The sequence below is a fragment of the Streptomyces sp. NPDC050625 genome (assembly GCF_040654755.1).
Lineage (GTDB): Bacteria > Actinomycetota > Actinomycetes > Streptomycetales > Streptomycetaceae > Streptomyces.
Genome location: NZ_JBFAIQ010000017.1, coordinates 57,288 through 79,780 on the forward strand (window position 1 = coordinate 57,288; position 22,493 = coordinate 79,780).

The following is a 22,493-nucleotide window of genomic DNA, read 5'->3' on the forward strand; positions in this document are numbered from 1 at the left end:
AGCGAACATCCCCGCGTGTGTCGAAACGCGACCAGTTGTGGATCACACCGGCAGGGTGACACGCATCACGAGCCCGCCCCCCTCGCGCGGCTGCGCCGCGATGTGGCCGCCGTGGGCGCGCGCCACGGAGCGCGCGATCGACAGGCCGAGGCCCACACCCTTGTCGCTGCCCGTGCGCTCCGTACGCAGCCGTCTGAAGGGCTCGAAGAGGTTGTCGATCTCGTACGCCGGCACGACCGGGCCGGTGTTCGAGACCGTCAGCACCGCCTGCCCGTGCTGGATCTCGGTGGTGACCTCCACCCAGCCGTCCTCGGGGACGTTGTAGCGCACCGCGTTCTGCACCAGGTTCAGGGCGATCCGCTCCAGCAGGACGCCATTGCCCTGGACGACCGCCGGCTTGCGCTCGCCCTCGATCCGCACGCCCTTGGCCTCCGCCTCGCCGTGCACCTGGTCGATGGCCTGCGAGGCGACCTCGGCGAGGTCTACGGGCTTGCGCTCGACGATCTGGTTGTCGCTGCGGGCGAGCAGCAGCAGACCCTCCACGAGCTGCTCGCTGCGCTCGTTGGTCGCCAGCAGCGTCTTGCCGAGCTGCTGCAGCTCCACGGGCGCGTTCGGGTCGGACAGATGCACTTCCAGGAGCGTGCGGTTGATCGCGAGCGGGGTCCGCAGCTCGTGCGAGGCGTTCCCGACGAAGCGCTGCTGGGCGGTGAAGGCCCGCTGCAGCCGCTCCAGCATGTCGTCGAAGGTGTCCGCCAGCTCCTTCAGCTCGTCGTCCGGGCCGTCCAGCTCGATCCTGCGGGACAGGTCCGAGCCGGCCACCGCGCGGGCGGTGCGGGTGATCCGCCCGAGCGGGGAGAGCACCCGGCCTGCCATCGCATAGCCGAACGCGAAGGCGATGATGGCGAGGCCCAGCAGGGCCAGCAGCGAGCGGCTGAGCAGATCGTCCAGGGCGACCTGGCGCTGTTTGTCGACGCACCGGCTGATCGCGTCGTTGAAGTCCGACAGCAGCAGGCTGGTCGTGTTGATCTCGGGGCAGTTGTCGCTGGAGACCTTGAGCTGAGAGCCCTGCGAAAAACTGACGATCTTGAACAGCGGCTGGTTGCCGGTGCTGATCGCCTGTGCGGCCAGCAGATAGATGATCGACAGCAGCAGGATGCCGGCGATCAGGAACATGCCGCCGTACAGCAGCGTGAGCCGTATGCGGATGGTCGGGCGCAGCCAGGGGAACGGGGGCTGCGGCCGCCGGGGGTCCCAAGTGGGCTTCGGGGGCGCCTGCGGGGGCGCGGGTGCGGCTGCCATGGCGATCAGATCCGGTAGCCGGAGCCGGGAACGGTGACGATGACGGGCGGCTCGCCCAGCTTGCGGCGCAGGGTCATGACCGTCACGCGCACCACGTTGGTGAACGGGTCGGTGTTCTCGTCCCAGGCCTTCTCCAGCAGCTGCTCGGCCGAGACGACCGCGCCCTCGCTGCGCATCAGCACCTCCAGGACGGCGAACTCCTTCGGCGCGAGCTGGACCTCCTTGCCCTCGCGGAAGACCTCGCGGCGGTTGGGGTCGAGCTTGATGCCGGCGCGCTCGAGGACGGGCGGCAGCGGGACGCTGGTACGCCGGCCTAGGGCACGCACGCGCGCGATGAGCTCGCTGAACGCGAAGGGCTTGGGCAGATAGTCGTCGGCGCCGATCTCCAGGCCCTCGACGCGGTCGCTGACGTCGCCGGACGCGGTCAGCATGAGCACGCGCGTGGGCATGCCCAGCTCGACGATCTTGCGGCAGACGTCGTCGCCGTGCACGAGCGGGAGGTCGCGGTCGAGGACGACCACGTCGTAGTCGTTGACGCCGATGCGCTCCAGGGCGGCCGCACCGTCGTACACGACGTCGACGGCCATGGCCTCCCGGCGCAGTCCGGTGGCCACCGCATCGGCGAGCAGTTGCTCGTCCTCGACGACGAGTACGCGCACGTCGCTTGTCCTTCCTGTGTCCACCCGCGTAGCGCTCCGTGAGCGCACGTGGGCAGGGGGCTTCGTGGGGTGTGACCTCCATCCTGCCCTTTTCGGCCATAAGTCGGCTGTAAGACGGGGGCGCCGGCCGGACAGATCGGGCCGGGCGGACGGGAATGCGAGATTTTCTCCTCCGGTTGAGGTTTCCACGGAAGGGAGTGGGGGGAGGACGGCTTTACACCCCACGATCACGCTCTGCATGTGCCGCAACACCATGCGGTACATCGCGATCCGCTTTTCCGCGGAGCGGGCGTGGGTGTCCGGCACCGTCGCCGCCCAGCAGGGCAGCGCTGGGCACCCGCAGGAGACGTGATCGTCCCTTCCGAACGGCACACCCCCGTGCCACCGACCCACGACCCAGGACGAGGGGGCGCAGCATGGACGCATTCACCGCAGGACTTCTGCAGCGCATAAAGGCGACCGAGTCCGACCTCACGCGGGCTCGTGACGAGGGCGACGACTTCCTCGTCGAGGTGGAGCAGGCAGAGCTCGACGACCTGCACCGCCTCGCCGCCGAACACGGTGTGGAGGTCAGCGCCTAGCGTCTGATCGCGCGTACGCACGACAACGGAGCCCCCGGCGAATCCAGCGCCGGGGGCTCCTTTTTTGGCTCGTTCGCCTTCGGGGCGCCCAAGCCCCTACGGCTCTCTCGCGGCCGACGCGTCGGGACAGGCAGCGTTGGTGGGCCCGCGCCGTGGGCCCCCACCAGGGTCGGCACTGCGGGCTCCCGCCGGGGGCGAGCGTGGGTGCCCCGTACGCGAACGAGCCGGCCGGCTCAGTCGTGCCAGGCGCCGAAGTCCTCCAGGAGGCGCTGGAGGGGTTCGAAGACTCCGGGCGTGCCCGCGACCGTCAGATCGCGTGCGGGGCGCTCTCCGGGGCGTCCGCCCGTCAGCGCGCCCGCCTCCCGGGCGATCAGGTCGCCTGCGGCGAAGTCCCAGGCGTTCAGCCCGCGCTCGTAGTAGCCGTCGAGACGGCCCGCGGCCACGTCGCACAGGTCGACCGCGGCCGAGCCGCTGCGGCGGATGTCGCGCAGCAGCGGGATCAGCCGCGCGGCGACCTCGGCCTGGTGGGCGCGGACCTCGGAGACGTAGTTGAAGCCGGTCGACACCAGGGCCTGCTCCAGGGGCGGCGCGGGGCGGCAGGCCAGTGTGCGCTCGCCGTCCCAGGTGCCGGTGGCCCAGGCGCCGCCGCCGCGCACCGCGTGGTACGTCTCGCCGCGCATCGGGGCCGCGACGACGCCGACGACGGTCTCCCCGTCCTGCTCGGCCGCGATCGACACCGCCCAGGTGGGCAGTCCGTACAGGTAGTTGACCGTGCCGTCGAGCGGGTCGATCACCCAGCGGATGCCGCTCGTGCCCTCGACGGAGGCGCCCTCCTCGCCGAGGAAGCCGTCGTCGGGGCGGTGGTCGGCGATCAGGTCGGTGATCAGCTTCTCCGCCGCGATGTCCATCTCGGTGACGACGTCGATCGGGCTGGACTTGGTGGCGGCGACCGCGAGGTCGGCCGGGCGGCCGTCCCGCAGCAGGGTGCCGGCGCGGTGCGCGGCCTCCTGCGCCAGCCGCAGCAGGTCGGAATGCGGGGCGTCGGTCACGGGGCTCCTCACGCGTAGGGGCTGTCGGCGCCCGCGGCGGCGGGGCGGGGGGCGCGGGCGGGGCAGCAGCCGACCGGGCAGAGGTTGTGGCTCGCGCCGAGCGTGCCCAGGGCGCACCGCGTGACGTCCTGCCCCTTCTCCGCGGCGGCGCGCTCCAGGACGAGCTCGCGGATCCCGGCGGCGAACCGCGGGTCGGCGCCGACGGTGGCCGAGCGGCGCACCGGCAGGCCCAGCTCCTCGGCCTTGGCCTTCGCCTCGGTGTCGAGGTCGTACAGGACCTCCATGTGGTCGGAGACGAAGCCGATGGGGGCCATGACGACGGCCGGGACCCCGGCCTCGTGCTGCGCCTCCAAGTGGTCGCAGATGTCGGGCTCCAGCCAGGGGATGTGCGGGGCTCCGGAGCGGGACTGGTAGACGAGCCGCCAGGGGTGGTCGACGCCCGTGCGCTCGCGGACGGCCTCGGCGATCAGCTCTGCCACGTCCAGGTGCTGTTCGAGGTACGCGCCGCCCTCGCCGTGGTCCTCGACCGGGCCGGAGGTGTCCGCGGCGGAGAGGGGGATCGAGTGGGTCGTGAACGCGATGTGGGCGCCGTCCCGGACGTCGGCGGGCAGGTCGGCCAGGGATTCGAGCACCCCGTCGATCATGGGCTGCACGAAGCCGGGGTGGTTGAAGTAGTGCCGCAGCTTGTCGACCTTGGGCAGCTCCAGGCCCTCGGACTCCAGGGCGGCCAGCGAGTCGGCGAGGTTCTCGCGGTACTGGCGGCAGCCCGAGTAGGAGGCGTAGGCGCTGGTGGCCAGGACCAGGATGCGGCGGCGGCCGTCGGCGACCATCTCGCGCAGGGTGTCCGTCAGATAGGGGGCCCAGTTGCGGTTGCCCCAGTAGACGGGCAGGTGCAGGCCGTGCTCGGCGAAGTCCTTGCGGAGGGCGTCCAGCAGGGCGCGGTTCTGGTGGTTGATGGGGCTGACCCCGCCGAACAGGAAGTAGTGCTGTCCGACTTCCTTCAGGCGTTCCTTGGGGATGCCGCGCCCGCGCGTCACGTTCTCCAGGAACGGAACCACGTCGTCCGGGCCTTCCGGGCCGCCGAAGGAGAGCAGGAGCAGGGCGTCGTAGGGGGTGGCATCGAGCGCGTCTGGCATGGGTCCGATCCTGCCACCTGGCACTGACAGCCGGGAAACAGCGGGGTGACGAGTGCGGTTCGGGGCGGTGCGTTAGGCTCGCCTAACCCGTAAGCTGTAACGACTCTCTTCACACCTTACGGAGCCCCGCGTGCCCAGCCCTTACCGCGCCCTGTTCGACGCACCAGGCACCAAGTCCTTCTCCGCCGCGGGCTTCGTCGGCAGGATGCCGCTGTCGATGATGGGCATCGGCGTGGTCACGATGATCTCCCAGCTCACCGGGCGGTACGGGCTCGCGGGCGCGCTGTCGGCGACCATCGCCCTGGCCGCGGCGGCGATCGGGCCGCAGGTCTCACGGCTGGTGGACCAGTACGGGCAGCGCCGGGTGCTGCGCCCGGCGACGCTGGTCGCGCTCGCGGCGGCGGCCGGGCTGCTGTTCGCCGCGCACTACGGGTGGCCGGACTGGGTGTTGTTCGTCTGCGCCGCCGGGATCGGCTCCGTACCGAGCCTGGGCGCGATGATCCGGGCCCGCTGGGCGGCCCTGTACCGGGGCACCCCGAAGCTGCACACCGCCTACTCGTTCGAGTCCGTGATGGACGAGGTCTGCTTCATCTTCGGGCCGATCGTCTCCATCGGACTGTCCACCGCCTGGTTCCCGGAGGCGGGGCCGCTGCTGGCCGGCTGCTTCCTGGCCGCCGGTGTCTTCTGGCTGACGGCCCAGCGCGCCACCGAGCCGGAGCCGCACCCGCGCGAGCACCACGGCGGCGGTTCGGCGCTGCGCTCCGCGGGACTCCAGGTGCTGGTGGCCACCTTCGCGGCCACGGGGGCGATCTTCGGGGCGGTCGACGTGGTCACCGTGGCCTTCGCCGACGAGCGCGGTCACAAGGCCGCCGCAAGCGTCGTCCTGGCGCTGTACGCGGCCGGTTCCTGCCTGGCCGGGGCCGTGTTCGGGCTGCTGCGCTTCGCGGGGGCGCCCGAACGCCGGTGGCTGCTGGGCATATGCGCGATGGCCGTGAGTATGATCCCCCTCCTACTGGTCGGAAACCTGCCGCTTCTGGCCGTGGCGCTGTTCGTTGCGGGCCTGTCCATCGCGCCGACGATGATCACGACGATGTCCCTCATCGAAGAGCACGTACCTCGCGCGAAGCTCACCGAGGGGATGACCTGGGTGAGCACCGGCCTCGCGGTCGGGGTCGCCGTCGGCTCCTCCGTGGCCGGCTGGGTGATCGACGCGGCCGGCGCACGCGCCGGGTACGGGGTTCCGGCCGTGTCCGGAGCCGTCGCGATCGCGGTCGGTTTCCTCGGGTACCGCCGGCTCAGCAGGCCGGCCGCGGGTCGGGGAGGCATCGTTGAGCACCACAGCGAGCGGGAAGAACGGCACGTGGCGTAACTGGGGAGGCAATGTCGCCGCCCGTCCCGCCCGGGAGGTGACGCCCGCCTCCGTGGAGGAGCTGACCGCTGCCGTGCGCCGGGCCGCCGAGGACGGCCTGAAGGTGAAGGCCGTCGGCACCGGGCACTCCTTCACCTCCATCGCCGCCACCGACGGCGTGTTGATCCGCCCTCAACTGTTGACCGGTATCCGCACCATCGACCGTGAGGCCATGACCGTCACGGTCGAGGCCGGCACCCCGCTCAAGAGACTCAACATGGCTCTGGCGCGCGAGGGTCTGTCGCTCACCAACATGGGCGACATCATGGAGCAGACCGTCTCCGGGGCGACCAGCACCGGCACCCACGGCACCGGCCGCGACTCCGCCTCCATCGCCGCCCAGATCAAGGGCCTGGAGCTGGTCACGGCCGACGGCTCGGTACTCAGCTGCTCGGAGAAGGACAATCCGGACGTCTTCGCGGCCGCCCGAATAGGCCTGGGCGCCCTGGGCATCGTCACCGCGATCACGTTCGCCGTGGAGCCGCTCTTCCTGCTGACGGCCCGCGAGGAACCGATGTCCTTCGACCGGGTACTCGCCGAGTTCGACGAACTCTGGGCCGAGAACGAGCACTTCGAGTTCTACTGGTTCCCGCACACCGGCAACACCAACACGAAGCGCAACAACCGCAGCGCGGGCCCGGAGAAGCCGGTGGGGCAGCTGGCCGGGTGGTTCGAGGACGAGTTCCTCTCCAACGGCGTGTTCCAGGTGGCCCAGTGGGTCGGCCGGGCGGCGCCCGCCACGATCCCGACGATCGCCAAGGTCTCCAGCAAGGCCCTGTCCGCGCGCACTTACACGGACATCCCCTACAAGGTCTACACATCGCCGCGCCGGGTGCGGTTCGTGGAGATGGAGTTCGCCGTCCCGCGCGTGGCGTTGGTGGATGCCCTGCGGGAACTCAGGGCGATGGTCGACCGTTCACCCCTCAGGATCAGCTTTCCGGTGGAGGTCCGTACCGCGCCCGCCGACGACATCACCCTGTCCACCGCCTCCGGCCGGGACAGCGCGTACATCGCCGTCCATATGTTCAAGGGCACGCCCTATCAGGCGTACTTCACCGCCGCCGAACGCATCTTCACCGCGCACGAGGGCCGGCCGCACTGGGGCAAGGTGCACACCCGGGACGCGGAGTACTTCGCCCAGGTCTACCCGCGCTTCGGCGAGTTCACCGCCCTCAGGGACCGCCTCGACCCGGACCGGCTGTTCCAGAACGACTACCTGCGACGGGTTTTGGGGGCGTAAGGAGGCTTACGGGCGGAATGCGCCTGGAACAATTGGTTCCGTTTGCGGTAATTGCGTGAAACGACCCCGTTCATGATCGGGAAAATCCGCTTGCGCACGGCCAAGTCGCATCCCTTGCCAGAAGTTGGGCGGCGCGGCAATCCACGCACGTGGCCCGAATGGAGTACTGTTGCGAGCCTTGGGCCCGGCCTCCCGTCAGGGTGTCCGCGGTCCTGCAGGACCGCCGGGAGGGGGGCTAGTTGCACAGGGTGACGGAGTTGGTCACTTAGCGTTGCGAATAGGTAACCGTGCCATAACGGCGGTCCAGGGCCCGTGCCCGACACGCCGGGCAACTCGGCAAGGTTGTGGCAGGCTGCACCCGGGCAGGCCACACTCGACTAGCGGAAGCAGCGACGCACGTGACGTCGGCAGGCACCACCCGGGAGGTCCCCATGCCCGAACTGCGTGTCGTGGCCGTCTCGAATGACGGCACACGGCTGGTGCTCAAGGCTGCCGACTCCACGGAGTACACGCTTCCGATCGACGAGCGGCTGCGCGCCGCCGTGCGCGGCGACCGGCCCCGCCTCGGCCAGATCGAGATCGAGGTCGAGAGCCATCTGCGGCCCCGTGACATCCAGGCACGTATACGTGCGGGCGCGACCGCGGAAGAGGTCGCGCAGCTCGCCGGCATCCCCGTGGACCGCGTACGGCGGTTCGAGGGCCCGGTGCTCGCCGAGCGCGCCTTCATGGCGGAGCGGGCCCGCAAGACCCCGGTCCGCAGACCGGGCGAGAACTCCGGTCCCCTGCTGGGCGAGGCCGTCCAGGAGCGACTGCTGCTGCGCGGCGCCGAGAAGGACACCGTGCAGTGGGACTCGTGGCGCCGCGACGACGGCACCTGGGAGGTCCTGCTGGTCTACCGGGTCGCGGGCGAACCCCACTCGGCGAGTTGGACGTACGACCCGCCCCGGCGGCTCGTGCAGGCCGTCGACGACGAGGCACGCTCGCTGATCGGCGAGTCCGACGACCTCGCCGTACCGGAGCCGAGCTTTCCGTTCGTACCGCGCATCGCCCGGCTGCCCCGCGATCGTGCGCTGGACCGTGCCCTGGACCGCGAGCGGCCCAGTCTGCCGGCGCAGGCGTCCGAGCCCGCCGAGGAGAGCACGAGCGAACGGGACTCGCTGACCAGCCTGTTGGAGGCGGTGCCGAGCTTCCGGGGCGACATGGTGGTCCCGGAGCGCCCGGCGGAGGTGCCGGAGGAGCCCGTCACCGAACCCGAGGCGGAGGAGCCTCCCGCCCCCGCGGCCTCGGCCGGATCCGCCTACGCGGACGTCCTCATGCCGCGCTCCGTCGGCAGCCACCGCGACCGCCTCATCGGCGCCACCGACCGCCAGGCCGAGGCCGACGGCGTCCGCCCCGGCCGCCGGGCGGCCGTCCCCAGCTGGGACGAGATCGTCTTCGGGACGCGCCGCAAGAAGCAGGAGTAGCCGGCCGAGAAGCAGGAGCGGCCGGTCTCGTACGACCGCGCGCAGAAGGGGCCCCGCTCAAGAGCGGGGCCCCTTCTGCTGCCGCTACTGGGGGGTCGGGTTCTCCAGCCGCTACTGGGGGTCGGGCCCCACGGCCACCGGCCGGGACGGGTCCGCGGACCACTCCGACCAGGAACCCGCGTACAGCGCGGCCGGAATGCCCGCGACGGCCAGCGCCAGGACCTCGTGCGCCCCCGAGACGCCCGAGCCGCAGTACACGCCGACCTCGGCGTCCTCGGACGCCCCGAGGGACTTGAAGCGGGTCCGCAGCTCCTCCGCGGGCAGGAACCGCCCGTCCGCCGCCACGTTCTCGGTCGTCGGCGCGGACACGGCCCCCGGGATGTGCCCGCCGACCCGGTCGATCGGCTCCACGTCGCCCCGGTACCGCTCCCCCGCCCGCGCGTCGAGCAGCACACCGGAGCGGGCCAGCGCGGCGGCGCCGTCCGCGTCCAGCAGCCCCACGGCACCCGGCGCGGGCACGAAGTCGCCCTCGGCGGGCGTGGGCACGTCCGTCGACAGCGGCCCCTCCCAGGCGGGCAGTCCACCGTCCAGGACCCGCACATCCGGATGACCCGTCCAACGCAGCAGCCACCAGGCACGGGCCGCGGCCCAGCCCTGACCGCCGTCGTACACGACCACCGGCCGGCCGGTGGTCACACCCGCCCGGCGCATGACGGCGCCGAAACCGGCCGTGTCCGGCAGCGGATGCCGGCCATTTTTGCCCGGCGGCGAGGCGAGTTCCCGGTCCAGGTCGACGAAGACCGCGCCGGGAATGTGCCCCGCCCAGTACTCGGCCCGGCCGTCGAACGCCGCTGCTCCCGCCGCCTTGGCCAGGCTGAGCTGCCAGCGGACGTCGAGCAGCACCGGCGGGTTGTCCCCGGTCAAGTCGTGCGCGAGTCGCGTTGCGGTGATGATGGCTTTCATGGCCTCCATCCTTACGTCAGGGGTGGCCGCATCGTCCAGGTCCGACTACTCTGCTCGGCCGGACAGGCTCGATCACCAGGCGTACGGGATCGGGCACATGCTGTGCAGCTGATGGACACCCGGCGGCAATCACCCGGAAACGGGAGAGAAAAGGCAGAGCAGGCATCCTCGCGGCGGCGCCGCACGGCAGCGGCGCGGCCGCGGCGCGCGATGTCACGGAGGGTGCGAGCATCGGCACGGGGCGTGCGCGCGACTGCGGCACACCGATCCGGAGAGCGGAAGCGACACGGCCACCGCGAGGGGCCGGGGAGAGAGTGACGATGACCGAGGCACGGGGGTCGGCGGGCCCGAACGGCACGCGAACTCGGCGCGAGCCCGGCACGCCCTGCTGGGTGACCCTGATGGCACACGGCCTGGCCGCGACCGAGGAGTTCTACGGTGCGCTGTTCGGCTGGGAGTTCGAGCCCGGTCCCCAGCAGCTCGGCCCCTATGTGCGGGCCCTGCTCGACGGACAGGAGGTGGCGGGCATCGGTCAGCTGCCGCCGGACCGTCATCTGCCGATCGCCTGGACGCCGTACCTCTCCTCGGACGACGTGGACCACATGGCCGAGACCGTACGGCTGTGCGGCGGCACCGTGGGCGTGGGCCCGCTGGACATGTCCGAGGCCGGTCGGCTGCTGATCGCCTCCGACCCCTCGGGGGCGGTGTTCGGCATCTGGCAGGCGGCGGAGCACCACGGCATGGCGGTCTCCGGCGTGCCCGGCACGCCTTCCTGGAACGAGCTGCTCACCTTCGAGACGGCGAGCGTCGCCAAGTTCTACAAGACGGTGTTCGGCTTCCAGGAGGAGGCGGTGGTGTCCGCCGGCTTCGACTATGTGACGCTGCACGTCGGCGGGCGCCCGGTGGCCGGCATCCACGGCGTGGGCAACGCGCTGCCCCGCGACCGGGGCCCGCACTGGCTGACGTACTTCGAGGTCGCCGACACCGACGAGACGCTGCGCCGGGTCGCCGAGCTGGGCGGCCAGGTGCTGAAGCCGGCCCATGACACCGAGCACGGCCGGGTGGCGACGGTGGCGGATCCGGAGGGCGCCGTCTTCTCCGTGGTCCAGAGCCCGCGCTGAGCCCCGGTGGGGCGCCTCAGTCCGTCGGGACCGGCAGGACGTCCGGGGACAGTGCCGCCGCACGCGCCGTCGCGGCCGTCATACGGCGCCGGTGGTGCCGGCGGCACAGCACCTCGTAGCCGACCTCGTCCATGGACTGGTTGACGTCGCCGACGACCACCTGGGCACCCTCGACGACCATTTCGCCGCCGACCGTGCGCGCGTTGTGCGTGGCGCGGGCTCCGCACCAGCACAGGGCCTCGACCTGGAGGACCTCGACCCGGTCGGCGAGTTCCACCAGCCGCTGGGAGCCGGGGAACAGCTTGGTGCGGAAGTCGGTCGTGATGCCGAAGGCGAAGACGTCGACGGCCAGGTCGTCGACGACGCGCGCCAGTTGGTCTATCTGGTCCGGGGCCAGGAACTGCGCCTCGTCGACGATCACGTAGTCCGCGCGGCGGCCCTGGGAGAGATGGTCGACGAGGTACGCGTACAGGTCCTGGCCGTCCTCGACCTCCACCGCGTCGGTGACCAGGCCGAGACGGGAGGACAGCTTGCCCTCACCGGCCCGGTCGTCGCGAGTGAAGATCATGCCGACGAGACCGCGCGCGGAGCGGTTGTGCTCGATCTGCAGAGCCAGCGTCGACTTCCCGCAGTCCATCGTTCCGGAGAAGAACACCAGCTCGGGCATGGGGAGTTGAGCACCTTTCGGCGAGGCGAGGACGGGCGGGGCGAAGACGGGCGGGACGGCGTGCGGGACGGCGGGCGGTGCTTCGGGAGCGAACTTCGAGCGTCAGGAGCGTACTTCGAGCAGAGGCACCAACTGCTCGGCAGGGGTCATCGAACCGTGGTTGCCGATCAGCGCCGACTCCTTCGGCTCCCGCTCGGAGGCGATGATCAGGACGTCGTCGTGAGCCGCCGCGACCACATCGCCGATCCGTGCGTACACGCGGTCGTCGACCCGGGGGCCGAACCAGCCCGCCGCGATCGCCTCGTTCCGCGAGGCCACCCAGAACTGCTCGCCGAGCACCTCGCGCCAGCAGGTGAGGACGTCGTTCTCGGCGCCCGGCAGCGCGTAGACATGGCGGGCGCGGCCCTCGCCACCCAGCAAGGCGACCCCGGCGCGCAGCTCCCAGTCCTCGTCGAAGTCGAAGCGGTGCTGCTCGTCGGAGGGCACGTCGACCATGCCGTGGTCGGCGGTGACGTACAGCGCGGTGCGCGGCGGGAGCTGCTCGGCCAGCCGCTGGACGAGGCGGTCGACGTACATCAGCTGGCCGCGCCAGGTGTCGGAGGCGACGCCGTAGCGGTGCCCGGCGCCGTCCAGCTCGGCGTAGTAGGTGTACACCAGGGAGCGGTCGGCGGCGGCCAGTTGCTCGGCCGCGATGTCCATGCGGTCCTCGCCGGTCAGCCGTCCGTGGAACGCCCCGCCACTGAGTGCGATCTTGGTCAGCGGGGTGTTCTGGAAGGCGGGGGACGACACCTGGGCGGCGTGCACGCCCGCCTCGTTGGCCAGCTGGAAGACGGTGGGGTACGGCTGCCAGGCACGCGGGTCGGTGTACGGCTGCCAGCGGAGCTGGTTCATGAGCTCGCCGGTCTGCGGGTTCCGGGCCGAGTAGCCGGGCAGGCCGTGCGCGCCGGGCGGCAGGCCCGTGCCGACGGAGGCCAGCGAGGTCGCCGTGGTCGCCGGGTAGCCGGCGGTGATCGGGCGTCCCGTGCCCCCGCGCGAACTCGCGAGCAGCGAGGTCATGAAGGGGGCCTCGTCCGGGTGGGCCTTCAACTGCTCCCAGCCGAGCCCGTCGATCAGGAAGACACAGTTGCGGTCGGCCGCGGTCAGCTCCTGGATCCCGGCGGTCATACCCGGTACGGCCATACCGGCGGCCAGGGTGGGCAGGAGATCGGCGAGCGAACCGGTGCCGTACTCGGGGAGCGGCGCGGTGCCCAGGGCGAGCGGTTCCGGGTGGTCCCAGGCGGTGGAATCAGGGGCAGACGGGTGGGCCATCAGTGTGTGACGTCCGCAGTCGCTTCGGAGATGGCCTGCGCGAAGGCGAGTGCCTGACGCACCGTCTCCGGGCCGTCCCCGGCCTCGCTGACGCGCAGGCTCAGGTCGTCCGCCGTCGAGTTGCCCGTGTAGCCGTGATCGGCCTCGCAGTTGGGGTCGCCGCAGGCGGCGGGCTCCAGGTCGATGCGGGAGACCGCACCCCAGCCGATGGTCAGCACGACCTCGCGGGGCAGCGTGCCCGGCGCGTACTGCTCCGGGTTGGCGACCACCCGGCTGACCACGACGGACGAGATCCGGCCGAGCTTCACGGACTCCGTGGACGTCGTGGCGTACGGCGTCGGGGAGGTGCTGTCGGCGGCCTGCTCGTCGGTGTGGCTGACGATGAAGCGGTTGCCGGTGAGGACGAGCACGGTCACATGCCGCCGCACCTCGTTCTGGTCGAACGTCGTCTCCTGGTGGACCAGGTACGACCGGATGGGCTCGCCGCCCACAGCGGCCTCCACCGCCTCGGCCACGAGGGCCGGGTAGTAGCCGCTGCGCTCGATCGCCGCGCGCAGCCCCTGGGTCGTCGTACTGGTCTTGGCCATGACGTCCATCCTAATCCGTGGGCAAGGGGGCTCCGGGCCAGTCGTGGGCGGCCGGGGCGGTGTGGGCGCCCGCGCGCGGGTGCCTGAGGACGAGCGCGGGCCGGAGGACGAGCCCGGGCCGGATGTCGAGCCGTTCCGCGGCGATCAGACAGGAGACGGGCTCACTGCCGTCGGCGTCCGCTTCGAACGCGACCACCAGGGGCGGTGTTTCGCCGAGCGCCCGCGCGAGACGTGCCGTCTCCCCGGTGGTGGGCGGGCGGAAGACGGGGTCCTGGAAGCCGAGCGGACAGGACACGAAGGCCGGGGCGACGAAGACCAGCTCCAGGCCGCGGCGGTAGGTGAGGTCGTGCCCGGCGGCCAGGCGGAGCTGCCCCGCGTCCCAGACGATCACTTCCCAGTCCCACCAGCTGCCGTCGGGCAGCGCCCGTCCGGCGATCTCCATGCGCTCCCCCTCCCCCGCTCAGTAGGCCGGCAACGTACGCGGGCCGAGGTCGTCACGGGCGGGCGGCGGCGCGAGCCGCAGGGTGGCGCCGAGGACGCTCACGCCGTGCGGCGCGACGACGACCGGCTCCAGGGTCACGGCGACGACCTCCGGGTGGTCGTCGACCAGCCGGGACACGCGCAGCAGCAGCTCCTCCAGGGCGGGTGTGTCGACGGGGGTCGACCCGCGCCAGCCGAACAGCAGCGGCGCGGTCCGGATCGACCGCACCAGTGAGGTCGCCTCCCGGTCGGTGACCGGGACCAGCCGGTGCGCCATGTCGCCGAGCAGCTGGGAGGCGGCCCCGGCGAGCCCGAAGGACAGCACGGCTCCGACCGCCGGATCGATCACGGCCCGTACGACGGTGTCGACGCCCCGGGGTGCCATCGACTGCACGATCGGCCGCAGCTCCTCCGGGTTCCCGAACAGCTCGGTCAACTCCGCGTACGCTCGGCGCAGTTGTTCCTCGTCCGCCAGGTCGAGCCGGACCCCGCCCAGGTCGGCGCGGTGGCGCAGATGGGGGGCGGTGGCCTTGAGGGCGACCGGGTAGCCGAGGGTCCGGGCGGCCCCGGCGGCGGTGTCGGGGGTGGGGGCGGGCAGCGCGCGGCGGACGTGGATGCCGTACTTCCCGAGCAGCGCGCAGGTCTCCTCCGAGCCGAGCGTGAGTCCCTGCCCGCGCTCCAGCAGCCCGCCGATCAGCTCCGCGGCGCCCTTCTCGTCGATGTCGTCGTACTCGGGGACCCGGCCCGGGTCGGCGGCCTCGCGCCGCCACTGCGCGTACTTCACGGCTTCGGCGAGGGCCCGGGCGGCCCGCTCCGCGGCGGGGTAGGCGGGGATCAGGCGGGAGCCGCCGCGGGCGGTGTCCGCCTGCACCGGTACGGCGCTGGGGGACGGCTGTGCCGCTCCCGCGCCGGGCGTGCGGTCCGTGGGTCGGTTCGGTGCCGTGCTGGCCGCGGCCGACAACGCCTCCGCGAGCCCGCCGAGCTCCACGTGCACGACGAGTGCCGGTTTGGAGGGCGCGGCAGCGGCGGCGGACCGCAGTGCCTCGGCCAGCTCCGCGTCCCCGGGCGACCCCTCCCCGATGGCCGGTATGGCCGTGACGACCACCGCGTCGCACGCGTCGTCGGCCAGCGCCTGGGACAGCGCCCGCCGGAAGTCCGCCGCGGTGGCGGCCGTCGTCAGGTCCAGGGGCCGCTGCGGCCGCAGCCCCTCGGCGAGGCACGCGTCGTAGGTCAGCTGTCCCAGGGACTCGGAGTTCCCCAGGATCGCCACCCGCGGCCCGCCGGGCAGGGGCTGCCGGGCGAGCAGCAGCCCCGCGTCGACCAGCTCGGTGATCGTGCCGACCCGGATCACCCCGGCCTGCCGCAGCAGCGCGGAGACGGTCGCGTGCGACAACTGCGTGGCCCGTACCGCATGGCCCTGTGGAGCGGACCCGGCCCCCTGCACCACGACGAGCGGCTTGGCGGCGGCCGTGCGCCGGGCGAGGCGGGTGAACTTGCGCGGGTTGCCGATGGATTCCAGGTACATGAGGACGACGTCGGTGTCGGGGTCGTCGTACCAGTACTGGATGACGTCGTTGCCGGAGACGTCGGCGCGGTTGCCGGACGAGACGAAGGTGGACACGCCCGTGACCCCGGTGACTCCGCCGCCGCGCCGGTGCAGCCGGGACAGCAGCGCGATGCCGATCGCCCCGGACTGGGCGAAGAGCCCGATCCGGCCGGGGCGGGGCAGCTCCGGCGCCAGGGACGCGTTGAGCCGCACCTCCTCGGAGGTGTTGATGATCCCGAAGGCATTGGGCCCGATGATCCGCATGCCGTACGCGCGCGCGTGCCGGACGAGTTCACGCTGCCGCTCGCGGCCCTCGGGTCCGCTCTCCGCGTATCCGGCGGACAGCACGACGAGTCCCTGCACGCCGTGTTCCCCGCACTCGGCGACCACCTCGGGCACGCGTTCGGCCGGTACGGCGACGACCGCGAGGTCGACGGGGCCGTCGATGTCCCGCACCGAGCGGCGGGCGGGCACGCCGTCGATCTCCTTCAACTCGTCCGGGAAGGCCTTGTTCACGGCGTGCAGGCGGCCGGTGAACCCCGCGTCCCGGATGTTGCCGAGGACACCGCGGCCCACCCCGCCGGGCGTGCGTCCGACGCCGACGACCGCGACGGAGCCGGGCGCGAGGAGCCGCCGTACGGACCGCGCCTCCGCGCGCTGCTCCCGCGCGCGCTGCACGGCGAGCGACCGGTCGGTGGGTTCGAGGTCGAATTCCAGGCGTACGACGCCGTCCTCGAAGCTGCGTTTCTGGGTGTAGCCGGCGTCCGTGAACACCTTGATCATCTTGGTGTTGGCGGGCAGCACCTCGGCGGCGAACCGGCGGATGCCGCGCTCGCGCGCGACGGCCGCGATGTGTTCGAGCAGGGCGGAGGCGACCCCGCGCCCGTGGTGCGCGTCCTGCACGAGGAAGGCGACCTCGGCCTCGTCGGCGGGGGCGGAGGCGGGCAGGCCGCCGGGGCCAATGCGGTCATAGCGTACGGTTGCGATGAACTCGCCGCCGATGGTGGCCGCGAGTCCCACCCTGTCCACAAAGTCGTGGTGCGTGAAGCGGTGGACGTCCTTGGCGGACAGTCGTGGGTACGGCGCGAAGAAGCGGTAGTACTTCGACTCGTCCGAGACCTGCTCGTAGAAACTGACCAGGCGGTCGGCGTCATCAACGGTGATGGGCCTGATGCGCGCGGTACCCCCGTCGCGCAGCACTACGTCCGCCTCCCAGTGAGTGGGGTACTCGTGCCGGTCCTGCCGGCCCGCCGAGGTCTGCATGGGCCCCAGAGTACGGCTCGCGTCGGACAACGGCGCGAGGCAGTCTGTGGAGGACGGAAGTCGGATCGAGGCCGAGGTCCGACATCACCTCCGGAGCGGAACACAGGCCCGCTCCGGGCATGCTTCACGATATGGGAAACTGGTCTAGACAACCCTGAACAGTGAAGGGCAGCATCACATGGCTGAGCGCCGCGTCAACGTCGGCTGGGCCGAGGGCCTCCACGCCCGCCCCGCCTCCATCTTCGTCCGGGCCGCCACGGCCTCCGGCATCCCCGTGACGATCGCCAAGGCCGACGGCAACCCCGTCAACGCGGCCTCCATGCTGGCCGTCCTCGGGCTGGGCGCCCAGGGCGGCGAGGAGATCGTCCTCGCTTCCGACGCCGAGGGTGCGGAGGTGGCCCTCGACCGTCTCGCGAAGCTCGTCGCCGAGGGCCTGGAGGAACTGCCCGAGACCGTCTGAGCCACCGCGCCGAACGCCGGAGCCGCGTCAGCCCTTTCGGGCGGCGCGGCTCCGCCGTATTCTCATGGAAATTCCGGGCGCACGGAAATCAGGGCAGCGGAAATGCACCTCCGCCGAATATCCCTTCTTTGTATACGGCGCCCGTGTTAATGCCGCAGGCCCGACATGTTTACGGCATGTTGCGAAGTCCTCACACGGTCCGAACGGTCACCGCCGCCGGGAAAGCGCAATCGGTGCGCGGATGTCGCGCGCTCGGTGTGCAGCGCCGTGATCGCCCGCGCGCGCTCGCCGTCGCCGCGCGCCACCGCGTCCACGATGGCGCCGTGCTCCGTCCAGGACTCCACCGGGCTGGCGGGCGCCTCCACCGTGTACATCCAGGCGATCTTGTGCCGCAGCTGGGTCAGCATCGAGGTCAGGGCGTGACTGCCGGAGGCCTGCGCGAGCGTCTCGTGGAACCAGCCGCCCAGGGAGCGCAGATCCTCGCTGTTGCCCCGCCTGGCCCGCTCCTGGCCCAGCCTCACCAGGCCCCGCAGCACCTTGAGATGGGCCTCGGTGCGCCGCTGCGCGGCCCGAGAGGCGCCGAGCGGCTCCAGCAGCATGCGCATCTCCAGCAGGTCGGCGGCCTCCTGCTCGGTCGGTTCGGCGACGCACGCGCCCGCGTGCCGCCGGGTCACCACGAAGCCCTCGGCCTCCAGGGTGCGCAGTGCCTCGCGGACGGGGACGCGCGAGACGCCGTAGCGGCGCGCGAGGAGTTCCTCGGTGAGCCGGCCGCCGCGCTCGTAGACACCGGCGACGATGTCGTCCCTGATCGCCGTGCATACCGAGCTCGCCGGAATACGCATGACCGACCTCCGCTTTAATCCCCGTGAAACGTCGCCGATTGACGTGTGTTCCGTGACTCTATTGCAATCAACGGGAATTTCCGATGGCGTGCCGGAATCCATGGATATTTTTTGGACAGCGGGGCGACCGAAACGGCGAAAGCCCCGGCTCGGGGAGCCGGGGCTTCGGGAAGCGGTGCGCCATGCCGTCAGATGTTCACGCCGTGCTTGCGGAGGTAGGCGACGGGGTCGACGTCCGAGCCGTACTCCGGGGTCGTGCGGGCCTCGAAGTGGAGGTGCGGCCCGGTGACGTTGCCGGTCGCTCCGGAGAGGCCTATCTGCTGGCCGGGGACGACCTTCTGGCCCACGGAGACGCCGATGGACGACAGATGGCCGTACTGGGTGTACATGCCGTCGGCCATCCGGATCACGATCTGGTTGCCGTACGACCCGCCCCAGCCGGTCGACACGACCGTGCCGGAGCCCACCGCGTGCACGGTGGTGCCGCTGGAGGCGTGGAAGTCGATGCCGGTGTGGGAGCCGGAGGACCACAGGGATCCGCCGCTCTTGTAGCCGGTGGAGACGTACGAGTTCGCGATCGGCGCCACGAACGCGTTGAGCCGCTTGCGCTCGGCCTCGCGGGCGGCGCGCGCCTTGGCCTCGCGCTCCTTCTCGGCCAGGGCGACGGCCTTCTTTCGCGCGGCCTCCTCGACGGCCTTCTGCTCGGCGGCCTGCTCCTGGGCCGCGGCCTGGGCATCGATCTGCTCGGCGACCGAGTCGCCCATGGTGATGACCGGCGTGAGACCGGTGTCCGCGGGAGCGGGCTCGGTGGCGAGGGCCGGAGAGGCCGCGAGGGTGCCGACGGCGCCGGTGGTGGCGAGGGCCGCGACGCCCGCCGCGCGGACGGTGGTGCGGTGCATCCGGCCGGGACGGCGGTGCTTCCCGGTGGCGCGGGTGAACGCCATGTAGTGGCTGGTCCTTTCCTTCCCTCTCGCCTACCGGGTTAGCTGACGGGTTCGGAGCAGGAAGGTCTCCTACGGACCCCCTCGCGGCACGCGCGGGTGTCCGATTCACCCCAGGGACTGCATGGGTCCCCGGCTCCCCTGGCTCGCGCCGTACGGGGACTCGGCGATGACTGTCCGGTGCCGCGGGTGCGGCGCACTGCCCGACGAACAGCCTGGACGACGCTATGCGGGCGGTCTTTCGATCCCCAAACCGAAGCCGGATTTTGTAGCGCATCCCACAGGGCAGACAGGCAACCTCCGCCCCAATTCGGACATCTTGGAGAGACGTTCGTGGGTCCTGACGGCCCGTCGGCCGGCAGGACCCACGCGCGCGTGCCCCTACTCGGCCGGGACGACGGTGACTTCGCCGATGCCGAGAGCCTCGACGGGCTCCTTGATCTGGGCGGCGTCGCCCACCAGGACCGTCACCAGACGGTCCACCGGGAAGGCGTTGACCACCGCGGCGGTGGCCTCCACGGTGCCGGTGGCGGCGAGCTGCTGGTACAGCGTCGCCTGGTAGTCGTCCGGCAGATACTGCTCGACCTGGTCGGCCAGCGTGCTCGCCACGGCCGCCGCGGTCTCGTACTTCAGCGGTGCGACCCCCACGAGGTTCTGCACGGCGACGTCGCGCTCGGCGTCGGTGAGGCCCTCCCCGGCGAGCTTGCGCAGCACCGCCCACAGGTCCTGCAGCGCGGGACCGGTGTTCGGGGTGTCCACGGAGCCGCTGATGGCGAGCATCGAGGCACCCGTGCCGTCCGGGGCGGACCTGAGGACCTGCCCGAACGAGCGCACACCGTAGGTGTAGCCCTTCTCCTCGCGCAGAACGCGGTCCAGGCGGGAGGTGAGGGTGCCGCCGAGGCAGTACGTGCCGAGCACCTGGGCGGCCCACACGCGGTCATGCCGGTCCGCGCCGACCCGCCCGATGAGCAGCTGCGTCTGGACGGCTCCGGGGCGGTCCACGATGACGACCCGGCCGGTGTCGTCGGCGGTCACCGGCGGCACGGGCCGCGGCTGCGCCGAGGAGCCGTTCCAGTCGCCCAGGGTCTCGCCGAGCAGCGCGTCCAGATCGATGCCGGTGAGGTCGCCGACGACCACGGCGGTGGCCGTGGCGGGCCGCACGTGCCGGTCGTAGAAGCCGCGGACGGCTGCCGCGTCGATCTTCTCGACCGTCTCCTCCGTGCCCTGGCGCGGGCGCGACATGCGCGCGGTCGCCGGGAACAGCTCCTTCGAGAGCTCCTTGGCGGCACGGCGGGAGGGGTTCGCCAGCTCGTGCGGGATCTCGTCGAGGCGGTTGCGCACCAGCCGCTCCACCTCGCTCTCGTCGAACGCGGGTGCCCTGAGGGCGTCGGCGAGCAGGCCGAGCGCCTTGCCGAGGCGGGAGGCGGGGACCTCCAGGCTCAGCCGGACGCCCGGATGGTCGGCGTGCGCGTCCAGGGTCGCGCCGCAGCGCTCCAGCTCGGCGGCGAACTCCTCGGCGGAGTGCTTGTCGGTGCCTTCGGAGAAGGCCCGCGCCATGATCGTGGCGACACCGTCGAAACCGGCCGGCTCGGCGTCCAGCGGCGCGTCCAGGAGCACCTCGACGGCGACGACCTGTTGGCCGGGGCGGTGGCAGCGCAGAACGGTCAGGCCGTTCTCCAGCGTGCCCCGCTCGGGGGCCGGGAAGGCCCACGGCTTCGCCTCGCCCGCACGGGGCTGGGGGTGGAACTCCATCGCGGCGAGCTCGGTCACTTGGCCGCCTCCTCGTCCTCGTTCTGGTCGGCGGTGGACGCTTCCACGGTGGCTTCCGCCTCCGGGTCCTCGGGGAACTCCTCGTCCTGGGTGTGCTCCGCGGACTCGGCGGAGAGCGGCTCGTAGACGAGCACCGCACGGTTGTCCGGGCGCAGACGGGCCTTGGCCACCTCCTGGACCTCCTCCGGCGTCACCTCCAGGACGCGCTGGACGGCGGTCAGGGCGAGCTGCGGGTCGCCGAACAGGACCGCGAACCGGCACAGTTCGTCGGCGCGGCCGGCGACCGTGCCGAGCCGGTCCAGCCACTCGCGCTCCAACTGGGCCTGGGCGCGCTCCATTTCCTCGGGCGTGGGGCCCTCCTCCGCGAAGCGGGCGAGTTCCTCGTCGATGGCGGTCTCGATGACCGGCACCTCGACGTCGCCGGAGGTCTTCACGTCCAGCCAGCCCAGGGAGGGCGCCCCGGCCAGCCGCAGCAGGCCGAACCCGGCCGCGACGGCCGTACGGTCGCGGCGCACGAGCCGGTTGTACAGGCGGGAGGACTCGCCGCCGCCCAGGACGGTGAGCGCCAGGTCGGCGGCGTCGGACGCGCGCGTGCCGTCCTGCGGGAGCCGGTAGGCGGCCATCAGCGCGCGGGCCGGGACCTCCTCCACGACGACCTCGCGCAGCTGCTCGCCGATGATCTCCGGCAGCGAGCCGTCGCGGGGCTCGGGCTTGCCGTCGTGGGAGGGGATCGAGCCGAAGTAGTTCTCGATCCAGGCCAGGGTCTGCTGCGGGTCGATGTCGCCGACCACGGAGAGCACGGCGTTGTTGGGCGCGTAGTACGTCCGGAAGAACCGGCGCGCGTCCTCCAGCGTGGCCGCGTCCAGGTCGGCCATCGAGCCGATCGGCGTGTGGTGGTACGGGTGGCCCTCCGGGTAGGCGAGGGCGGTCAGCTTCTCGAAGGCGGTGCCGTACGGAACGTTGTCGTAGCGCTGCCGGCGCTCGTTCTTGACGACGTCCCGCTGGTTCTCCATGGACTCGTCGTCGAGGGCGGCCAGCAGCGAGCCCATGCGGTCGGCCTCCAGCCAGAGGGCGAGCTCCAGCTGGTGGGCGGGCATGGTCTCGAAGTAGTTGGTGCGCTCGAAGCTGGTGGTGCCGTTGAGCGAGCCGCCGGCGCCCTGCACCAGCTCGAAGTGACCGTTGCCCTTCACCTGCGCGGAGCCCTGGAACATCAGATGCTCGAAAAGGTGAGCCAGGCCGGTACGGCCCTTGACTTCGTGGCGTGAGCCGACGTCGTACCAGAGGCACACCGCCGCGACCGGGGTCAGGTGGTCCTCGGAGAGCACCACGCGCAGACCGTTGGCCAGGCGGTGCTCGGTCGCTGCCAGGCCCCCGGAGCCTGCCTCGGCCTTGGTCGTGTGACCCATGGGCATGTACGTCCCTTCGATCGCGGAAGCGGTCGTGCAACCGCTGTGTTCCTGCCGGTCCTGCCACTGTATGCAAGCGGCCGGAGCCTCGGTGAAGTTCCCGCCGGACGTACGCCCACAGCGGATCGCGTAGCCTGCGGGAGTCGTGCCGCGGGGCGGCTCCTCCGGCGCCGCGCGCCACCGGGAAGGGCCACCTGCACCGGGTCCTGGCCCGGCTTGTCAGTACCGCGGTCCACAATGGTCCGATCAGACCCGTTCACGCTTCAGAAAGAGTGAGCCGAAGGGGTGCGTCGACACCGACGTG

20 protein-coding genes and 1 riboswitch are annotated in these 22,493 nt (G+C 71.9%); of the genes, 6 read left to right on the plus strand and 14 right to left on the minus strand.

Annotation, left to right across the window (positions count from 1 at the left end):
* Positions 1–42: 42 nt before the first annotated feature.
* A complete protein-coding gene (locus tag AB0I54_RS30335; protein WP_363299386.1) occupies positions 43–1,299 on the minus strand; it encodes a HAMP domain-containing sensor histidine kinase in 1,257 nt (418 codons plus the stop codon).
* Positions 1,300–1,304: 5 nt separating this feature from the next.
* Positions 1,305–1,958, minus strand: a complete 654-nt coding sequence (locus tag AB0I54_RS30340) for a response regulator transcription factor (RefSeq protein ID WP_055494404.1) — start codon at positions 1,956–1,958, stop codon at positions 1,305–1,307.
* Positions 1,959–2,374: 416 nt separating this feature from the next.
* Here AB0I54_RS30340 and AB0I54_RS30345 point away from each other — a divergent pair, with 416 nt between their 5' ends.
* Complete coding sequence (locus AB0I54_RS30345) at positions 2,375–2,539, plus strand: hypothetical protein (protein WP_263213488.1); 165 nt, start codon at positions 2,375–2,377, stop codon at positions 2,537–2,539.
* Between the two features lie 233 nt (positions 2,540–2,772).
* Here the strand turns inward: AB0I54_RS30345 and AB0I54_RS30350 are convergent, their stop codons facing one another.
* Together AB0I54_RS30350 and AB0I54_RS30355 are read right to left on the minus strand one after the other, a co-directional pair.
* Complete coding sequence (locus AB0I54_RS30350) at positions 2,773–3,588, minus strand: inositol monophosphatase family protein (protein ID WP_363299387.1); 816 nt, start codon at positions 3,586–3,588, stop codon at positions 2,773–2,775.
* 8 nt (positions 3,589–3,596) lie between these two features.
* Complete coding sequence (locus AB0I54_RS30355) at positions 3,597–4,724, minus strand: ferrochelatase (protein ID WP_363299388.1); 1,128 nt, start codon at positions 4,722–4,724, stop codon at positions 3,597–3,599.
* A gap of 130 nt (positions 4,725–4,854) precedes the next feature.
* Between AB0I54_RS30355 and AB0I54_RS30360 the strand changes: the two genes are divergently transcribed.
* The 3 genes from AB0I54_RS30360 to sepH all read left to right on the plus strand — a co-directional run bounded on the left by AB0I54_RS30360 (position 4,855) and on the right by sepH (position 8,835).
* Positions 4,855–6,093, plus strand: a complete 1,239-nt coding sequence (locus AB0I54_RS30360) for an MFS transporter (protein ID WP_363299389.1) — start codon at positions 4,855–4,857, stop codon at positions 6,091–6,093.
* Entirely contained in the window at positions 6,053–7,372 is a 1,320-nt protein-coding gene (locus AB0I54_RS30365; RefSeq protein WP_363299390.1) for a D-arabinono-1,4-lactone oxidase, read from the plus strand. Before AB0I54_RS30360 ends, AB0I54_RS30365 begins: the two co-directional genes overlap by 41 nt.
* Positions 7,373–7,803: 431 nt before the next feature.
* Positions 7,804–8,835, plus strand: coding sequence for a septation protein SepH (gene sepH, locus AB0I54_RS30370; protein WP_363299391.1), 1,032 nt, complete (start codon positions 7,804–7,806; stop codon positions 8,833–8,835).
* A gap of 111 nt (positions 8,836–8,946) precedes the next feature.
* Here sepH and AB0I54_RS30375 read toward each other — a convergent pair whose 3' ends face one another.
* Complete coding sequence (locus tag AB0I54_RS30375; RefSeq protein WP_363299392.1) at positions 8,947–9,798, minus strand: sulfurtransferase; 852 nt, start codon at positions 9,796–9,798, stop codon at positions 8,947–8,949.
* 320 nt (positions 9,799–10,118) lie between these two features.
* Between AB0I54_RS30375 and AB0I54_RS30380 the strand changes: the two genes are divergently transcribed.
* Entirely contained in the window at positions 10,119–10,919 is an 801-nt protein-coding gene (locus tag AB0I54_RS30380) for a VOC family protein (protein ID WP_363299393.1), read from the plus strand.
* Between the two features lie 16 nt (positions 10,920–10,935).
* Here AB0I54_RS30380 and AB0I54_RS30385 read toward each other — a convergent pair whose 3' ends face one another.
* The 5 genes from AB0I54_RS30385 to AB0I54_RS30405 all read right to left on the minus strand — a co-directional run bounded on the left by AB0I54_RS30385 (position 10,936) and on the right by AB0I54_RS30405 (position 16,770).
* A complete protein-coding gene (locus AB0I54_RS30385) occupies positions 10,936–11,586 on the minus strand; it encodes a thymidine kinase (RefSeq protein ID WP_363299394.1) in 651 nt (216 codons plus the stop codon).
* A gap of 102 nt (positions 11,587–11,688) precedes the next feature.
* Positions 11,689–12,894, minus strand: coding sequence for a nucleotide pyrophosphatase/phosphodiesterase family protein (locus AB0I54_RS30390; RefSeq protein ID WP_363299395.1), 1,206 nt, complete (start codon positions 12,892–12,894; stop codon positions 11,689–11,691).
* Entirely contained in the window at positions 12,894–13,490 is a 597-nt protein-coding gene (locus AB0I54_RS30395) for a DUF5998 family protein (protein ID WP_363299396.1), read from the minus strand. Before AB0I54_RS30395 ends, AB0I54_RS30390 begins: the two co-directional genes overlap by 1 nt.
* Position 13,491: 1 nt before the next feature.
* Positions 13,492–13,923, minus strand: coding sequence for a hypothetical protein (locus AB0I54_RS30400; protein ID WP_363299397.1), 432 nt, complete (start codon positions 13,921–13,923; stop codon positions 13,492–13,494).
* An 18-nt stretch (positions 13,924–13,941) separates the two neighbouring features.
* Positions 13,942–16,770 (minus strand): GNAT family N-acetyltransferase, encoded by a 2,829-nt coding sequence (locus AB0I54_RS30405; protein WP_363299398.1) that lies wholly within the window; start codon positions 16,768–16,770, stop codon positions 13,942–13,944.
* A gap of 178 nt (positions 16,771–16,948) precedes the next feature.
* Between AB0I54_RS30405 and AB0I54_RS30410 the strand changes: the two genes are divergently transcribed.
* Positions 16,949–17,230, plus strand: a complete 282-nt coding sequence (locus AB0I54_RS30410) for an HPr family phosphocarrier protein (protein WP_363299399.1) — start codon at positions 16,949–16,951, stop codon at positions 17,228–17,230.
* Between the two features lie 146 nt (positions 17,231–17,376).
* Here AB0I54_RS30410 and AB0I54_RS30415 read toward each other — a convergent pair whose 3' ends face one another.
* From AB0I54_RS30415 to AB0I54_RS30430, 4 genes are all read right to left on the minus strand, one after another.
* Complete coding sequence (locus AB0I54_RS30415; RefSeq protein ID WP_363299400.1) at positions 17,377–18,072, minus strand: GntR family transcriptional regulator; 696 nt, start codon at positions 18,070–18,072, stop codon at positions 17,377–17,379.
* A gap of 188 nt (positions 18,073–18,260) precedes the next feature.
* The gene (locus AB0I54_RS30420; protein ID WP_363299401.1) at positions 18,261–19,016 is read right to left on the minus strand and encodes a M23 family metallopeptidase; all 756 of its coding nucleotides are present in this window, start codon (positions 19,014–19,016) and stop codon (positions 18,261–18,263) included.
* 12 nt (positions 19,017–19,028) lie between these two features.
* Positions 19,029–19,192: riboswitch (cyclic di-AMP (ydaO/yuaA leader) on the minus strand.
* Between the two features lie 202 nt (positions 19,193–19,394).
* Positions 19,395–20,783 (minus strand): pitrilysin family protein, encoded by a 1,389-nt coding sequence (locus AB0I54_RS30425; protein WP_363299402.1) that lies wholly within the window; start codon positions 20,781–20,783, stop codon positions 19,395–19,397.
* Positions 20,780–22,195, minus strand: coding sequence for a pitrilysin family protein (locus AB0I54_RS30430; RefSeq protein ID WP_363299403.1), 1,416 nt, complete (start codon positions 22,193–22,195; stop codon positions 20,780–20,782). Before AB0I54_RS30430 ends, AB0I54_RS30425 begins: the two co-directional genes overlap by 4 nt.
* Positions 22,196–22,493: the final 298 nt, after the last annotated feature.

Coding starts and splice junctions, on each gene's coding strand:
- AB0I54_RS30400 (WP_363299397.1), bottom strand. CDS start 13,923: ATGGAGATCGCCGGACGGGCGCTGCCCGACGGCAGCTGGTGGGACTGG.
- AB0I54_RS30420 (WP_363299401.1), bottom strand. CDS start 19,016: ATGGCGTTCACCCGCGCCACCGGGAAGCACCGCCGTCCCGGCCGGATG.
- AB0I54_RS30355 (WP_363299388.1), bottom strand. CDS start 4,724: ATGCCAGACGCGCTCGATGCCACCCCCTACGACGCCCTGCTCCTGCTC.
- AB0I54_RS30390 (WP_363299395.1), bottom strand. CDS start 12,894: ATGGCCCACCCGTCTGCCCCTGATTCCACCGCCTGGGACCACCCGGAA.
- AB0I54_RS30375 (WP_363299392.1), bottom strand. CDS start 9,798: ATGAAAGCCATCATCACCGCAACGCGACTCGCGCACGACTTGACCGGG.
- AB0I54_RS30430 (WP_363299403.1), bottom strand. CDS start 22,195: ATGCCCATGGGTCACACGACCAAGGCCGAGGCAGGCTCCGGGGGCCTG.
- AB0I54_RS30395 (WP_363299396.1), bottom strand. CDS start 13,490: ATGGACGTCATGGCCAAGACCAGTACGACGACCCAGGGGCTGCGCGCG.
- AB0I54_RS30415 (WP_363299400.1), bottom strand. CDS start 18,072: ATGCGTATTCCGGCGAGCTCGGTATGCACGGCGATCAGGGACGACATC.
- AB0I54_RS30385 (WP_363299394.1), bottom strand. CDS start 11,586: ATGCCCGAGCTGGTGTTCTTCTCCGGAACGATGGACTGCGGGAAGTCG.
- AB0I54_RS30410 (WP_363299399.1), top strand. CDS start 16,949: ATGGCTGAGCGCCGCGTCAACGTCGGCTGGGCCGAGGGCCTCCACGCC.
- AB0I54_RS30345 (WP_263213488.1), top strand. CDS start 2,375: ATGGACGCATTCACCGCAGGACTTCTGCAGCGCATAAAGGCGACCGAG.
- AB0I54_RS30335 (WP_363299386.1), bottom strand. CDS start 1,299: ATGGCAGCCGCACCCGCGCCCCCGCAGGCGCCCCCGAAGCCCACTTGG.
- AB0I54_RS30405 (WP_363299398.1), bottom strand. CDS start 16,770: ATGCAGACCTCGGCGGGCCGGCAGGACCGGCACGAGTACCCCACTCAC.
- sepH (WP_363299391.1), top strand. CDS start 7,804: ATGCCCGAACTGCGTGTCGTGGCCGTCTCGAATGACGGCACACGGCTG.
- AB0I54_RS30380 (WP_363299393.1), top strand. CDS start 10,119: ATGACCGAGGCACGGGGGTCGGCGGGCCCGAACGGCACGCGAACTCGG.